Annotated in this window: 12 protein-coding genes; 10 read left to right on the top strand and 2 right to left on the bottom strand. The window is 64.4% G+C overall.

The window, feature by feature from the left end; translation table 11 throughout:
* Position 1 precedes the first annotated feature (1 nt).
* Positions 2–6,298, bottom strand: coding sequence for a HAMP domain-containing protein (locus IC761_RS26275; protein WP_195799585.1), 6,297 nt, complete (start codon positions 6,296–6,298; stop codon positions 2–4).
* Positions 6,299–6,563: 265 nt separating this feature from the next.
* Here IC761_RS26275 and IC761_RS26270 point away from each other — a divergent pair, with 265 nt between their 5' ends.
* On the top strand, positions 6,564–6,758 hold the full coding sequence (locus IC761_RS26270) for a hypothetical protein (protein ID WP_195799584.1): 195 nt from the start codon (positions 6,564–6,566) through the stop codon (positions 6,756–6,758).
* A gap of 429 nt (positions 6,759–7,187) precedes the next feature.
* On the opposite strand, the gene IC761_RS26265 is transcribed toward IC761_RS26270, so the two are convergent.
* Complete coding sequence (locus IC761_RS26265; RefSeq protein WP_195799583.1) at positions 7,188–7,436, bottom strand: hypothetical protein; 249 nt, start codon at positions 7,434–7,436, stop codon at positions 7,188–7,190.
* 199 nt (positions 7,437–7,635) lie between these two features.
* Here IC761_RS26265 and IC761_RS26260 point away from each other — a divergent pair, with 199 nt between their 5' ends.
* The 9 genes from IC761_RS26260 to IC761_RS26220 all read left to right on the top strand — a co-directional run bounded on the left by IC761_RS26260 (position 7,636) and on the right by IC761_RS26220 (position 15,516).
* On the top strand, positions 7,636–7,794 hold the full coding sequence (locus IC761_RS26260) for a hypothetical protein (protein ID WP_195799582.1): 159 nt from the start codon (positions 7,636–7,638) through the stop codon (positions 7,792–7,794).
* The gene (locus tag IC761_RS26255; protein WP_195799581.1) at positions 7,778–7,972 is read left to right on the top strand and encodes a hypothetical protein; all 195 of its coding nucleotides are present in this window, start codon (positions 7,778–7,780) and stop codon (positions 7,970–7,972) included. The genes IC761_RS26260 and IC761_RS26255 overlap by 17 nt, the downstream gene beginning before the upstream one ends.
* Before the next feature lie 79 nt (positions 7,973–8,051).
* Positions 8,052–8,426, top strand: a complete 375-nt coding sequence (locus IC761_RS26250) for a PRC-barrel domain-containing protein (RefSeq protein WP_195799580.1) — start codon at positions 8,052–8,054, stop codon at positions 8,424–8,426.
* A gap of 233 nt (positions 8,427–8,659) precedes the next feature.
* Positions 8,660–9,808 (top strand): HlyD family secretion protein, encoded by a 1,149-nt coding sequence (locus tag IC761_RS26245; protein WP_195799579.1) that lies wholly within the window; start codon positions 8,660–8,662, stop codon positions 9,806–9,808.
* Positions 9,805–11,424: a DHA2 family efflux MFS transporter permease subunit gene (locus tag IC761_RS26240; protein WP_195799578.1), complete on the top strand. Its 1,620-nt coding sequence runs from the start codon at positions 9,805–9,807 to the stop codon at positions 11,422–11,424. The genes IC761_RS26245 and IC761_RS26240 overlap by 4 nt, the downstream gene beginning before the upstream one ends.
* A 77-nt stretch (positions 11,425–11,501) precedes the next feature.
* Positions 11,502–12,239: an SDR family oxidoreductase gene (locus tag IC761_RS26235; protein ID WP_195799577.1), complete on the top strand. Its 738-nt coding sequence runs from the start codon at positions 11,502–11,504 to the stop codon at positions 12,237–12,239.
* 63 nt (positions 12,240–12,302) lie between these two features.
* Complete coding sequence (locus IC761_RS26230; protein ID WP_195799576.1) at positions 12,303–13,304, top strand: NAD(P)H-dependent flavin oxidoreductase; 1,002 nt, start codon at positions 12,303–12,305, stop codon at positions 13,302–13,304.
* A 108-nt stretch (positions 13,305–13,412) separates the two neighbouring features.
* A complete protein-coding gene (locus IC761_RS26225) occupies positions 13,413–13,832 on the top strand; it encodes a hypothetical protein (RefSeq protein WP_195799575.1) in 420 nt (139 codons plus the stop codon).
* A 118-nt stretch (positions 13,833–13,950) separates the two neighbouring features.
* A complete protein-coding gene (locus IC761_RS26220; protein WP_195799574.1) occupies positions 13,951–15,516 on the top strand; it encodes an alkaline phosphatase D family protein in 1,566 nt (521 codons plus the stop codon).
* Positions 15,517–15,581: the final 65 nt, after the last annotated feature.

Genomic DNA, 15,581 nt, shown 5'->3' with positions numbered 1-15,581 from the left:
CTCAGCGATGCAGCCACATGCGGATTGCAAGCAGCAATTGGTCGGTGTTGACGGGCTTTGCGAGATAGTCGGACGCGCCTGCCTCTAGGCATTTCTCGCGGTCGCCCTTCATCGCCTTCGCGGTCAGCGCGATGATCGGCAGGCGCAAAAAGGCCGGGTTCTCCCGGATCACGCCGATGGTCTGATACCCATCCATCTGCGGCATCATGATGTCCATCAGCACGATGGCGATTTCCGGGTTGGATTCGACCAGCGTCACCGCCTCGCGGCCGGTGGTCGCCGTCAGCACTCTCATGCCGCGCCGTTCCAGCACGCTCGACAGCGCGAAGATGTTGCGGGCATCGTCGTCGACGAGCAGGGCGGTCTTGCCGATCAGGTCCTCGTCGGAACTGTTCAGCTTCTCCAGCATGCGCTGCTTCTCGACCGGCAGTTCCGTGATCACGCGGTGCAGGAACAACGCGGTCTCGTCGAGCAGGCGCTCCGGCGACTCCACGCCCTTGACCACGATGCTGCGTGCCATGGTGTGGAGTTCCGCATCCTCCTCGGCCGACAGCTCGCGGCCCGTGAACACCACCACGGGAATGTTCGACAGCGCTTCGTCGTGGCGAATCTGATCGAGCACCTCGAAGCCGCTCATGTCGGGCAGCCGCAGGTCGAGCACCACGCAATCGCAGGGTGCCTCGCGCAAGGTCGAGAGGGCACCGGCGCCGGTGTCAGTCGTCACGATCTCGATGTCGTCGTGATGCAGCAGCTCCCGGATCGAGAGCTGTTCGGCTTCGTTGTCCTCGACGATCAGGAGGCGCTTGCGCCGCGGCCGCGCATATTCCTTGATCTGCGTCAGCGCGGCGGCGACGCCTTCCGTCGTGGTCGGCTTGTTGACGAAGGAGAAGGCGCCGCGCGCCAGCGCATGCTGGCGGTCCTCGTCGAGCGTGATGATCTGCACGGGGATGTGACGCGTCAGCGGATTGTGCTTGAGCTGGCTCAGTACGGTCCAGCCGAGCATGTCCGGCAGGAACACGTCGAGCGACACCGCGCGCGGCTGATACTGCTTGGCAAGCTCGAGCGCTTCCGCGCCGCGCGCGGCGACCAGGACCTTGAAACCCTTGTCGCGGGCGAGATCGACCAGCACGCGCGCATAATGCGGATCGTCCTCGACGATCAGCAGGATGCTGTCGCCGGGCTCGAGGTTGAGCCGGTCGTCGGGCAATTGCTCGATGGCACGGTCGGGGGCCGTAGTCGCCGGCTGAAGCGCCGGAGGCTGGTTGTATTGCTGCGGTGCTGGGTTAGCGCGCGGCGCCAGCGTCGGGCCGGAATATTTCAGCGGCAGATAGAGCGTGAAGGTCGAGCCCTTGCCGGGCGCGCTGCGCAGATGGATCTCGCCGCCGAGCAGGCTCGCGAGCTCGCGGCTGATCGCAAGGCCGAGGCCGGTGCCGCCATATTTGCGGCTGGTGCCGGCATCCGCTTGCTGGAATGCCTCGAAGATCAGCTTCTGCTTCTCCAGCGGAATGCCGATGCCGGTATCGGACACCTCGAACGCAATCACGACAGGCGCGGAGTTCAGCACCGGGTGATCGGTGCCCCAGCCGCCGAGCGCGCCGGCCACCTTCAGCCGCACTTCGCCTTCGCCGGTGAACTTGAAGGCGTTGGAGAGCAGGTTCTTCAGGACCTGCTGGAGGCGCTTGGAGTCGGTGACGATGCTGCGTGCGAGGTTCGGATCGACGTCGATCTTGAAGGAGAGATTGCGGTTCTCCGCCTCGTGCCGGAACGGCCGTCCGACGGTCTCGAGCAAATTGGCGGTGAGGATTTCCTCGGCGTCGACCGTCACCGTGCCGGACTCGATCTTGGAGAGATCGAGAATGTCGCTGATGAGGTTCAACAGGTCGGTGCCGGCGCCGTGGATGGTGCGGGCGAATTCGACCTGCTTGGCCGAGAGGTTGCCGTCCGGGTTGTCGGTGAGCTGCTGGCCGAGGATCAGGATCGAGTTCAGCGGCGTGCGCAGCTCGTGACTCATATTGGCGAGGAATTCGGACTTGTATTTCGAGGTCAGCGCCAGCTCGGTGGCCTTTTCCTCCAGCGCGCGGCGGGCCTGCTCGATCTCCTGGTTCTTGCGCTCGACCTCGACGTTGCGTTCTGCGAGCTGCTGCGCCTTCTGCTCGAGCTGGTCGTTGGTCTGCTGCAATTCGCGTTGCTGGGTCTGGAGCTCACCGGCGAGCTGCTGCGACTGCTTGAGCAGGCCTTCGGTCTGCATCGTCGCCTCGATCGAGTTGAGCACGATGCCGATGGAATCGGTGAGCTGCTCCAAAAATGTCATCTGCGAGGTCGTGAACGAGGCAAGCGAAGCAAGCTCGATCACCGCCTTGACCTGGCCCTCGAACAGCACCGGCAGCACCACGAGGTTCTTCGGCGCGACGCGGATCAGCGCCGAGTTGATCGGCACCACGTCGGACGGAATCTCGGCGACCACGCGCGGCCGCCTGTCGAGCGCGCACTGGCCGACCAGCCCCTCGCCGAATTGCAGCACGCGCTGGTAGGGATAAACACCGTCGCCGGCATAGGATGCGAGCAGCAGCAGCTGCGGATTGTCCTCGCTCTCGACCTGGTAGATCACGCCGGTATGCGCGTTCACCAGCGGCGACAGCTCGGTCAGCAGCAGCCGGCCAACGGTGGCGAGGTCGCGCTGGCCCTGAAGCATGTTGGTGAACTTTGCGAGGTTGGTCTTCAGCCAGTCCTGCTCGGTGTTCACGTCCGTCGTCAGACGGAGATTCGTGATCATCGTGTTGATGTTGTCTTTGAGTTCGGCGAGCTCGCCGCGGGCATCGACCTGGATCGACGGGGTGAGGTCGCCCTTGGTCACGGCGGTCGCAACTTCCGCGATCGCGCGCACCTGCGAGGTGAGGTTGGCCGCGAGCAAGTTGACGTTGCCGGTGAGGTCCTTCCAGGTGCCGGCCGCGCCGGGCACGTCGGCCTGACCGCCCAATCGGCCTTCGACGCCGACCTCGCGCGCCACCGACGACACCTGATCGGCGAAGGTCGCGAGCGTCTCGGTCATGTTGTTGATGGTGTCGGCAAGCGCGGCGACCTCGCCCTTCGACTTCACGGTGAGGTTCTGCTTGAGGTCGCCGTTCGCGACCGCGGTCACCACCTTGACGATGCCGCGGACCTGCTCGGTCAGGTTCGCCGCCATGAAGTTGACGGTGTCGGTGAGATCCTTCCAGGTGCCGGCCACGCCAGGCACCTGGGCCTGGCCGCCGAGCTCGCCTTCGGTGCCGACCTCGCGCGCCACGCGCGTGACCTCGCCGGCGAAGGCGTTGAGCTGGTCCACCATGGTGTTGATGGTGTTTTTCAGCTCGAGGATTTCGCCCTTCACGTCCACGGTGATCTTGCGGGACAGGTCGCCGCGCGCCACCGCCGTGGTCACCTCGGCGATGTTGCGGACCTGCGTGGTGAGGTTCGCGGCCAAGAGGTTGACGTTGTCGGTGAGGTCCTTCCAGGTGCCGCCGACGCCGGGCACGACGGCCTGGCCGCCGAGCCGGCCCTCGGTGCCGACCTCGCGCGCCACGCGCGTGACTTCGGCGGCGAAGGAGCGGAGCTGCTCGACCATGGTGTTGAGCGTGTCCTTCAACAGAAGGATCTCGCCGCGCACGTCCACCGTGATCTTCTTCGAGAGGTCGCCGCCGGCGATCGCGGTCGCGACCTCGGCGATGTTGCGGACCTGGGCCGTCAGGTTCGAGGCCATGAAATTGACGTTGTCGGTGAGATCCTTCCAGGTGCCGGCGACGCCTTGCACCTCGGCCTGGCCGCCGAGCTTGCCTTCGGTGCCGACTTCGCGCGCGACGCGCGTGACTTCGCCGGCGAACGCGTTGAGCTGGTCCACCATGGTGTTGATGGTGTTCTTCAGCTCGAGGATTTCGCCCTTCACGTCCACGGTGATCTTGCGGGACAAGTCGCCGCGTGCCACGGCGGTGGTGACTTCGGCGATGTTGCGGACCTGGGCGGTGAGGTTGCCCGCCATCGAATTGACGGAGTCCGTCAAATCCTTCCAGGTGCCGGCGACGCCGGGCACGTTGGCCTGGCCGCCGAGACGGCCTTCGGTGCCGACCTCGCGTGCCACGCGCGTCACCTCGCCCGCGAAGCGGTTGAGCTGGTCGACCATCGTGTTGAGCGTGTCCTTCAGCTGAAGGATTTCGCCGCGGACGTCCACCGTGATCTTGCGCGACAGGTCACCGCCCGCGATCGCCGTTGCGACTTCCGCGATGTTGCGGACCTGGGCGGTGAGGTTGCCCGCCATCGAGTTCACGGAGTCCGTCAAATCCTTCCAGGTGCCGGCGACGCCGGGCACGTCGGCCTGGCCGCCGAGCTTGCCGTCGGTGCCGACCTCGCGGGCGACGCGCGTCACTTCGCCGGCGAACGCATTGAGCTGGTCGACCATGGTGTTGAGCGTCTCCTTCAGCTGAAGGATCTCGCCCGACACGTTCACGGTGATCTTCTTCGACAAATCGCCCTTGGCGACCGCGGTCGCGACTTCGGCGATGTTGCGGACCTGACCGGTGAGGTTCGAGGCCATCGAGTTCACGGAGTCCGTCAAATCCTTCCAGGTGCCGCCGACGCCGCGCACCACGGCCTGACCGCCCAGCTTGCCTTCGGTGCCGACCTCGCGCGCCACGCGCGTGACTTCGCCGGCGAAGGCGTTGAGCTGGTCCACCATGGTGTTGATGGTGTCCTTGAGCTCCAGGATTTCGCCGCGCACGTCCACGGTGATCTTCTTCGAGAGGTCGCCGCCGGCGACCGCCGTCGTCACCTCGGCGATGTTGCGAACCTGTGCGGTCAGGTTCGACGCCATGGAGTTGACGCTCTCGGTCAGGTCCTTCCAGGTGCCGGCGACGCCGAGCACGTTGGCCTGGCCACCCAACCGTCCCTCGGTGCCGACCTCGCGGGCGACGCGGGTCACTTCGCCGGCGAAGGCGTTGAGCTGGTCCACCATGGTGTTGAGCGTTTCCTTCAGCTGAAGGATCTCGCCCGAGACGTTCACCGTGATCTTCTTCGAGAGGTCGCCGCCGGCGATCGCGGTCGCAACGTCGGCGATGTTGCGGACCTGCGCGGTCAGGTTCGACGCCATGAAGTTGACGTTGTCGGTGAGATCCTTCCAGGTGCCGGCGACGCCCGGCACCTGGGCCTGGCCGCCGAGCTTGCCTTCGGTGCCGACCTCGCGCGCCACGCGCGTCACCTCGGAGGCGAAGGAGTTGAGCTGGTCCACCATCGTGTTGATGGTGTCCTTGAGCTCCAGGATTTCGCCGCGCACGTCCACGGTGATCTTGCGCGACAGGTCGCCGCGCGCAACGGCTGTGGTGACGTTGGCGATGTTGCGAACCTGGGCGGTGAGGTTGCCGCACATCGCGTTGACGGAGTCGGTCAGGTCCTTCCAGGTGCCGGCGACGCCGGGCACGATGGCCTGGCCGCCGAGCTTGCCGTCGGTGCCGACCTCGCGCGCCACGCGTGTCACTTCCGAGGCGAAGGAGCGCAGCTGGTCCACCATCGTGTTGATGGCTTCCTTGAGCTGGAGGATTTCGCCGCGGACGTCGACGGTGATCTTCTTCGAGAGGTCGCCGTTGGCGACCGCGATCGTCACCTCGGCGATGTTGCGAACCTGGTTGGTCAGGTTGTTCGCCATCGAGTTGACGCTCTCGGTCAGATCCTTCCAGACGCCGGTCACTTCCGGCACCTGAGCCTGGCCGCCGAGCTTGCCTTCGGTGCCGACCTCGCGCGCGACGCGCGTCACCTCGGAGGTGAACACGCCGAGCTGCTTGATCATGGTGTTGACGATGTTGGCCGACTGCAAAAATTCACCGCGCAGCGGGCGGCCGTCGACGTCGAGCTTGACGGTTTGCAGCAAGTCGCCTTGCGCCACGGCCGCGACCGCGCGCGTCACCTCGCGGGTCGGCCACAGCAGATCGTCGATCAGCGTGTTGACCGAGCCTTCCATGTCGGCCCAGGAGCCCGAGGCGAGACCGAATTTGACGCGCTGGCGGGTCTTGCCTTCGCGTCCGACCACCTGGCCGACCAGCTCGAGCTGCTGCGCCATGCGCTGGTTGGCCGCGATGATCTCGTTAAAGGTGTCGGCGATCTTGCCGTCGATGCCGAGATAATCTCCGCTCATCCGAACGGAGAAATCGCCGCTGCGCATGGCTTGCAGCGCGAGCAGCAATTCCTGCCGGGAGTCCGGCTCTGACGTACCGTTGATTTTGGGCTTTGGGACGCGACGACCGGAGCGCGACGCAGTTCCGGGATCGAGGTCGCTCATATGATTCCCCCGCAGGTGCCTCGCCGAATCCTCAGCGAGACGCATTGACCAAACTAGACCGTCAGCTGAATCGCAAATCAAGCGCCAAGGTTGCGGCGCGTGAAAATGGAACCTGCTTTGCTCAGCCCGGCCAAACCAACGGCGCGGGGAACGATTGGTTCCATGTCGTTTCCGGGAATCTTTCAATCGGCGGAGGAGTTTCCGCCAGGGTTACGATCCGGTAAGGGCGGTTGCGGGACGGGGGTTCCGTGCCCACGTCTTAACCATGAAACAGTCTGACATCTTCAGGGATAACGCCGACAACTGCCTCCAGCTGGCCGAGCGTGCGGAAGGGCGGCCCGCCTATAATCGCTATTCGCGCATGGCGGATGCCTGGACGGCCTTGGCCAAGGAGCAGGACTGGCTTGACGGCGAGGTCCCGCCCGTGACGACCCGCATCCGCCAAAAGGAGGGTGCGTAGCTGCTTTTCGTTGTCATTAAGTCGGCGTGTGAGGCTGCTCACGGAATGGGCGGCGCCAATCAGCAATGATCCAGGAATAGTCGATCGCGTTGATTTCATGAATCCAGAAGGAGGTTCTGCGATGGCTCCACGTCTGGCACTTCTCTCGCTCATTCTCGCTTTTGGCGTTTCAGTCGCGTTCGCGACGGTGACGACGGTCCGGCAGGTGCATCTGGAAAATGCATCAGTGGCCGTACACGCGGCACATAGCTAGCGCAGCAGGGAACATGTCCCGCGAGGAACGAATCCCCGCGCGACGAGTCGACAGATTGCTTCCGGCTGTCATGCCCCCGGTGCTCCGGAAGCAATCTCCAAGGACGGCCCTGGCACCCCACTGTGCCGGGGTCGTTTTGCTGTGAGCCCAAGCGGGTTTGAATCAGCGGGTTTGAATCAGTTTTCGTTGCCGCCTTCGGGGTCACCTTGCGTGTGCCCCTCAGGTCCGCGGCCGAACACGCCGAAGCTGCTCGACTTCACGCCGGCGGCTGCATCAACATCCGCCGCCGCGAGCCCGAACTTGAGGAGTTCGCGCACCGCTGCGGCGCGCGTCGGCATGCGATGCTTGAACCGGAAATCGTCAACGGCGGCCAGCTCTTCTGGCGAGAGCATGACCTGAAGGCGCTCGGCGCGAAGATCATTCATGGTCGATCACACAAATCAAATTGAGTAATTTGAGTAGTTTGCTCAACGACCGAATTTGGCGCGAGTTCCACAAGAGTCGGCAAAAACTCCAAGTGATCAAAAAAGTAAAGTAAAATCAATAAGTTATTTTCTTGAACCATTCCTGGAGTGGCGCATTTTATTGGAAAGGGAGGCATCTTGTTGGAAAGGGAGATGGGTCATGACGGACAAGGTCAGGTTGCCCCGCAAGCTTTCCGATGAGCCCGAGGCGCCCAAGCCGGTGCGCCCGAGCCACCAGAAGGTGATCGATCAAATCGAGCGCTGGGCCAACAGCCCGGGGCTGCAACCCCCGAGGACAGATGATGCGAAGACGGTCTGAACCCCACACTTTCGAGCAACGTCTCGATGCGCAGAGGCTGCGCCTCGAGCATGAGCTTGCGAGCCTGCCGGACGATCATCGGCGCGAGTCCGTCGCTGCGCGGATCGAGCAGTTGCAGGCTGCCGCCGAAATGTATGAATTCCTGATGCCACAGGAGTCGTCGCGCGCGGCGCATTAGCGCGGCGCTCCGGAGCGCGCTTTGGAACGATCATTTCCGGGCCCGGTTGGTCCACGCATCGGCTGAGTGGAGAGCAGAGATGATGAATCAAGGCGAGCTTGACCGAAACGAGATGGGCCGGCTGATCGGCAGCGACAAGGTCGAGGGAACGTCGGTCTATGGCGCCGATCGCAACAGGATCGGCTCGATCGAACGCGTGATGATCGACAAGGTCAGCGGCAAGGTGTCCTACGCCGTGCTCGGCTTCGGCGGATTTCTGGGCGTCGGCAACGACCACTATCCGTTGCCCTGGCAGTCGCTGAAATACGACACCGAACTCGGTGGCTATGTCACAGGAATCACCGCCAGGGAGCTGCAAAGCGCGCCGAAATATGGCGAGCAGAGCGAGTGGAATTGGGGTGACGACGCGGCCGTACGCGGTATCAACGCCTATTACGGCGTTCCCTTCGCGTAGGAGCTTCACGCAACCTTGAAAAGGGGCAAATGACGAAAACGCGCTGGCCGGCAGCGACCCGACGAGCGCGGTACGTACAGCGCCGCGCTTCTTTTCTTGAGCCGCGCGTTCCCGAATAGCAGCGGTGCTCCCGAAGTCCGGAACGATGCCTTGGTGCTGCAGGTTACGCCTGCGTCACCGACGTTCGGCTCAAGTTGCGTGCTGCCGGCCCAATCCCCAGAGAGGTGTGCACCGTGGATGCTCAAATCCGGAAGCGCGAGCCGTCCGCGGAGCAGCCGCAAAGGGCGAAGGACGCTCCAGGGACGTCTCCTGATCGGACGCATGACGCCAAGGGGCGGCCGGACAAGCCGTCGCTGCGCGAGCGGTTTCGCGAGCATTGGCTGCTTGCGACCGTGGGTGCGATCGTGCTGATCGCCGCGCTGGTCGGGGGTCTGCTCTACTGGCTCGAGATGCGTCACTACGAATCCACCGACGACGCCTTTGTGGCGGCGCGCAGCTTTTCGGTGGCCTCGAAAGTCGGCGGCTACGTCACCGACATTCCGGTCACGGACAACCAGCATGTCAACGCCGGCGATCTCCTCGCCAGGATCGACGAGCGCGACTATCGCATCGCCGTCGATCAGGCCGCGGCGCAGGTCGAGGTCTCCAAGGCCAATATCGCCAATATCGAGGCGCAGATCGATTCCCAGCAGGAGCAGATCAAGCAGGCCCAGGCGCAGCTCGAACAGGCGCAAGCTCAGCTTCAATTCTCGCAGGAAGAGTTCAATCGCGCGGAAGATCTGGTCGAGAAGGGCGCCGGCACCGTGCAGCGCCAGCAGCAGACCCGCTCCGATCTTCAGGCGCAGCAGGCCAATACCGAGCGCGCCAAGACTGCGGTGAGGGCCGCGCAGGTCGGTATCAAGACGTTGCAAGCGCAGCTCGAAGGTGCGAGGGCGCAGGTTGAGCAGTCGCAAGCGCAGCTCGACCAGGCGAAGCTGAACTTGCAGTACACCAGTGTTGTTGCCGCGCAATCGGGCCGCGTCGTCAAGCTGAGCGGTTCCAAGGGCACCTTTGTGACGGCCGGGCAGAGTCTGATGATGTTCGTGCCCGACGACGTCTGGATCGTCGCCAACTACAAGGAAACGCAGCTCAGCGATATGCGGCCGGGTCAACCGGTCGAGATCCGCATCGATGCCTATCCGGGCCGCAAGCTGACCGGCCATGTCGATTCCGTGCAGCCGGGCTCCGGCACCGCCTTTAGCCTGCTGCCGGCAGAGAATGCCACGGGCAATTACGTCAAGGTGGTGCAGCGCGTGCCGGTGAAGATCGTGGTCGACAACTGGCCGGCCGATCTGCCGATCGGTCCCGGCATGTCGGTCGTGCCCTGGACCAGGGTGCGATGACGGACGTCGCGCAGGGTGGCGCGTCGGCCGGAGGCTGGTCGCCGGAGCGTTCGGCGGCCGGCGGACACAATCCTTACCTCATTGCCTTCGTGGTCTCGATCGCGACCTTCATGGAGGTGCTTGACACCACCATCGCCAACGTCGCGCTGCGCCACATCGCCGGCGGGCTCGCGGTCGGCATCGACGAGAGCACCTACGTCATTACCAGCTATCTCGTCGCCAATGCCATCGTGCTGTCGATCTCGGGCTGGCTCTCGACGGTGATCGGACGCAAACGTTTCTACATGATGTGCGTGGCGACCTTCACCGTGGCGTCGCTGCTGTGCGGCTTTGCCTGGAATTTGCAGTCGCTGGTGCTGTTCCGCATTCTGCAAGGCCTTGGTGGCGGCGGCATGGCGACCAGCGAGCAGGCGATCCTGGCGGATTCCTTTCCGCCGCATAAGCGCGGCCAGGCTTTTGCGATCTACGGCGTGGCTGTCGTGGTCGCGCCCGTGATCGGTCCGACGCTGGGAGGCTGGATCACCGATACCTATTCGTGGCACTGGGTGTTCCTGATCAACGTGCCGATGGGACTCCTGTCATTGGTCCTGGTCGGCACGCTGGTCAAGGAGCCGTCGGGGGCGGAGGAGGAGAGGGCGGCGCTGCTGAGCAAGGGCCTGCGTGTCGACTATGTCGGTTTCGCACTGGTCGCGATCGGGCTCGGCTCGCTCGAATACGTGCTCGACGAAGGCCAGCGCAACGACTGGTTCGGTTCGAACCTGATCGTGACCTTCGCGGTGCTTTCTGCCGCATCATTGCTCGCGCTGATCCCGTGGGAGCTGACGCGCGAAGAGCCCATCATCGATCTCCGGCTGCTCGGCCGCCGCCAGTTCGCCGCCTGCTTCCTGGTCATGCTCGGTACCGGCGCGGTGCTGATCTCGACCACGCAGCTTCTGCCGCAATTGCTCCAGACCGAGCTGAACTATACGGCGCTGCTCGCCGGCCTCGCATTGTCGCCGGGCGGCGTCGCGACGCTGGTGCTGATGCCGGTCGTGGGCCGCCTCGTCGGTACGGTGCAGCCGAAATATCTCATCATGTTCGGCGCCACTGTCGTGGCGTTCTCGATGTGGCATCTGACGGGATTGACCGGCGACATCAGCTACGGCTATGCGGCGCTGTCGCGCATCTTCCTGGCGATCGGTCTTCCGTTCCTGTTCTTGCCGGTGACGACCGCGTCCTATGACGGTATTCCGCCCGACAAGACCAACCAGGCCTCGGCGCTGATCAACGTCGCCCGCAACATCGGCGGCTCCATGGGCGTGGCGCTGGCGCAGACGGTCCTGGCTCAGCGCCAGCAATTCCACCAGAGCCGCCTGATCGAGCACGCCGCGCCGTCCGATCTCGGCTACCAGCAGACCATCGATACAATGACGCGCTTTTTCCAGGCGCAAGGCTCGAACGCGAGCGATGCGGCCGCGCAGGCGGTGGCCTGGGTCGGCCAAACCTTGCAGCAGCAGGTCGACTTCCTGGCCTATATCGACGTGTTCTGGACGCTTGCAATCATCGCCGTGCTGATGATTCCGACTGCCGCGGTGCTGCGCCCGATCAATCTCGGCGCGCCGCCGCGGGGCCACTGAATTCGCGGGGATTTGACCGTTCTATTCCGGAACTATAGCCTCCGGCTCAATCACATCTTCAACCGGAGGAGGCGATCTTGCCCAGGCGAAACGCGACAGCGGCTGTGATCGGAGCCGGCGATTTCATCGGCTCCGAGATTGCGAAGAAATTCGCCGCCGAGGGATTTTCGATCTTCGCCGGCCGCCGCAACGGCGAGAAGCTGGCGCCGCTGGTGAAGGATATCGAGGCGGCCGGCGGCGAGATCCATGCCCGCTCGCTCGATGCGCGCAAGGAGGAAGAGGTCATCGCCTTCCTCAACGACGCCGACAAGCATGCGCCGCTTGAAGTCTGCATCTTCAACGTCGGCGCCAACGTCAACTTCCCGATCCTCGACACCACCGAGCGCGTGTTTCGCAAGGTTTGGGAGATGGCCTGCTATTCCGGCTTCCTTGCGGGCCGTGAAGCGGCGCGGCTGATGCTGCCGCGCGGTGGCGGCAAGATCTTCTTCACCGGTGCGACCGCATCCCTGCGTGGCGGCAGCGGCTTCGCGGCGTTTGCCAGCGCCAAGTTCGGCCTGCGTGCGGTGGCGCAGGCGATGGCGCGCGAGCTTGGGCCGAAGAACATCCATGTCGCCCATCTGATCATCGACTCCGGGGTCGATACGGCCTGGGTGCGGGAGCGCCGAGAGCAGCTCTGGGGCAAGGAGGCGCTCGACAATCCCGATCTCCTGATGCCGCCGTCGTCGGTGGCGGACGCCTATTGGCAGCTTTATCAGCAGCCGAAGAGCGCCTGGACCTTCGAGATGGAGATCCGCCCGTTCGGAGAGAAATGGTGACCGCGGCGCAAAACTCCGGCTAGACTGATCCCAACCTAGGCAAAATTCCGGGAGGCGAATGAAGTGAAGACCGCGATCACCGAACTGTTCGGCATCGAGCACCCCATCATCCAGGGCGGCATGCATTTCGTCGGCTTCGCCGAGTTGGCCGCCGCCGTCTCCAATGCCGGCGGCCTCGGCATCATCACCGGTCTCACGCAGAAAACGCCGGAGCTGCTGGCGAAAGAGATCGCGCGCTGCCGCGACATCACCGACAAGCCGTTCGGCGTGAACCTCACCTTCCTGCCGACCTTCTCGGCACCGCCTTATCCCGAATACATCGCGGCCATCGTCGAGGGTGGCATCAAGGCGGTTGAGACCGCGGGCCGCAGCCCGGAAGCCTACATGCCGGCGCTGAAGGCCGCCGGCATCAAGGTGATCCACAAATGCACCTCGGTGCGGCACTCGCTGAAAGCCGAACGCATCGGTTGCGACGCCGTCAGCGTCGACGGCTTTGAGTGCGGCGGTCATCCCGGCGAGGACGACATCCCCAACATGATCCTGCTGCCGCGCGCGGCGGAGGAATTGAAGATTCCGTTCGTCGCCTCCGGCGGCATGGCCGACGGGCGCAGCCTGGTCGCGGCGCTGTCGCTGGGCGCGGCCGGCATGAACATGGGCACGCGCTTCATTGCGACCAAGGAAGCGCCGGTGCATCAGAACGTGAAGAATGCGCTGGTCGCGGCGACCGAGCTCGACACCCGCCTGATCATGCGGCGCTTGCGCAACACCGAGCGCGTGCTCAAGAACGCCAATGTCGAGCGTCTGCTCGAGATCGAGCACGCCAAGGGCGACCAGCTCACGATCGACGACATCCACGACCAGGTCGCGGGCGTCTATCCCAGGATCATGCTGGAAGGCCAGATGGATGCCGGTGCCTGGAGCTGCGGCATGGTCGCAGGGCTGATCCACGACATCCCCACCTGCAAGGAACTCGTCGATCGCATCATGAGCGAGGCGGAACAGATCATCCGCGGCCGCCTGATGGGGTTCCTGGATGGGACGGGTGCGACGCGAAAGGTCGCCTGACACCGCCAAACTTCTTAACCACGGCGGCAATTGACCGCTGGAATTGCGCGCGACGCCTCCTAAATAGGGGTAAATTAGCCCTTTAAAAATCAATTTCAGGAGGCGTCCGTGGTCCTGAAAAGCGTTCCTTGTGCCGTTGCCATTGCCCTCGTGATCGCGGGCGGCAGCATCGTGCGCGCTGACGACTACAAGCCTGACGAATATCTCGGCCTCGATCTCTCCAAGGCTGTGCTGTCGCCGAAGCGGCTCGGACCCGAGACGCAATTCGCGCCGGTCGCGCTGGAGGCGAAGGGCGGCAATGAGGCGCAAGCGCGCGTCGAGCCGGTCGACGTGCCGAAGAAGGTTGCAGCCGAGCGCGTGCATGTATCGGAGCCGAAGGTTGCTCAGGCTAAGAGCACGCAGCCGCGCGGCGCAGCCCGTTCGAAGCTTGCCCATCGCCATGGCAATCCGCTGGATGCGCAGGCGAGGGATACCCGCATCCAGACCTGGCCATGTCGCTCCGGCGGCATTTGCAACTGGCAGCGCTAGGGCGATCCAAACGCGTCATCTTCGCGTCGTAAAACCGTAGGCCCAGAGTCAAGAAACCGTAAGCCGGGAGTCAAACGGCGCAGGCACCTTCCGTCGCGATTCGACGAAGGTTTCCTGAATGGCAACGCTCCGCGCCTCGCGCGCATGGACCCGACGACGGTTCCTGGTCCGCTCCGCCTCCAGCCTCGCCATTGCCGCAGTCGCAAAGCCCTCCATCAGCCGTGCCGCCGATCGCCCGCGGATCGCGGGCGGCCTCCAGTCCGGCGACGTCTCGGATGGCTCGGCCGTGATCTGGGCGCGCGCCGACCGGCCGGCGCGGATGCAGGTGGAGTGCTCGACCGTTGAAAGCTTCAAGACCATCGTCGCGTCGGCATCGCGCGACGCTCGGCCGGACGCAGACTTCACCGCGCAGCTACAGCTCGACGATCTGCCGCCGGGGCAGGACATCTTCTATCGCGTGCGGTTCGACGACATCGCGAGCGGCGTCGCCGGCGAAAGCCGCGTCGGCCATTTCCGCACTGCGCCGGTCAAGGGCCAGTCGATCTCATTCGTATGGTCCGGTGACGTCGCAGGGCAGGGCTGGGGCATCGACATCTCGCGCGGCGGTTATCGCAGCTACCGCACCATGCGCGACAACCGCCCCGATTTCTTCATCCACTCCGGCGATCACATCTACGCCGACTGCACGATCCCGTCCGAGCAGAAGCTGCCGAACGGCGAGATCTGGCGCAACCTGGTGACCGAGGACAAGGCGGAGGTCGCGCATACGCTGGCGCAGTTCCGCGGCAACTACAAATACAATCACCTCGACGAGCATTTCCGCGCGTTCCACGCGGAGGTGCCGATGTTCGCGCAGTGGGACGACCACGAGGTCACCAACGACTGGTCGCCCACCGGCAGCTACGACGAGGCTGGTTATGAGGACGACGGCACGCCGCGGCTGGTCGCGCGCGCCCGCCGCGCCTTCTTCGACTTCATGCCAATCCGGGATGTCGGCGCGCGCCAGGGCCGGGTCTATCGCAAGATCGCTTACGGGCCGCTGCTCGACGTCTTCATGATCGACATGCGCAGCTATCGCGACGACAGCTGGAACAAGGGCGACGATCATCGCGGCTGGATTCTGGGTGCGGAGCAGCTGGCCTGGCTGAAGCGCGAGCTCGCCGCCTCGCGCGCGACCTGGAAGGTGATCGCGGCCGATCTGCCGATCGGCCTGGTCAGCCTGGACGCGGTCGCGCTCGGCGACGGCCCGCCCGACAGGCGTGAGCACGAGATTGCCGATCTTCTCGCATCGATCAAGCGCGCCGGTGTGCGCAACATCGTCTGGCTCACCGCCGACATGCACTACACCGCCGCGCATTACTACGATCCGAACAAGGCGGAGTTCAGCGATTTCGAGCCGTTCTGGGAGTTCGTCTCGGGTCCCTTGCATGCCGGCAGCTGGGGCCCGGGCGAGCTCGACAACACCTTTGGCCCGGTTGCGCTGTACCAGAACGGCTGTAGCGCGGCGCAAGGCGAGAACCTCGCGCCGTGCTTCGGCTTGCAGTTCTTCGGCCGCGTCGACATCGATGGCCGCGATGGTGTCATGACCGTGACCTTGAAGGACGTCGATAATCGCGACCTCTGGTCCGTCAACCTCGCGCCGCAGCCGCAGGCACGCCCGGCCGTGGTGGCACAGCATTCGTGATTGGCCGCCGCGCGCCTGCCGCGCTATATTGGGCGTCCCCGCCACCTCTTTTCCATCACTGAAAA

Origin of the sequence: Bradyrhizobium commune (genome assembly GCF_015624505.1) — a bacterium.
Lineage (GTDB): Bacteria > Pseudomonadota > Alphaproteobacteria > Rhizobiales > Xanthobacteraceae > Bradyrhizobium > Bradyrhizobium commune.
The sequence above is the reverse complement of the archived record's forward strand: the minus strand, read 5'-3'. Positions and strand labels throughout refer to the sequence as shown.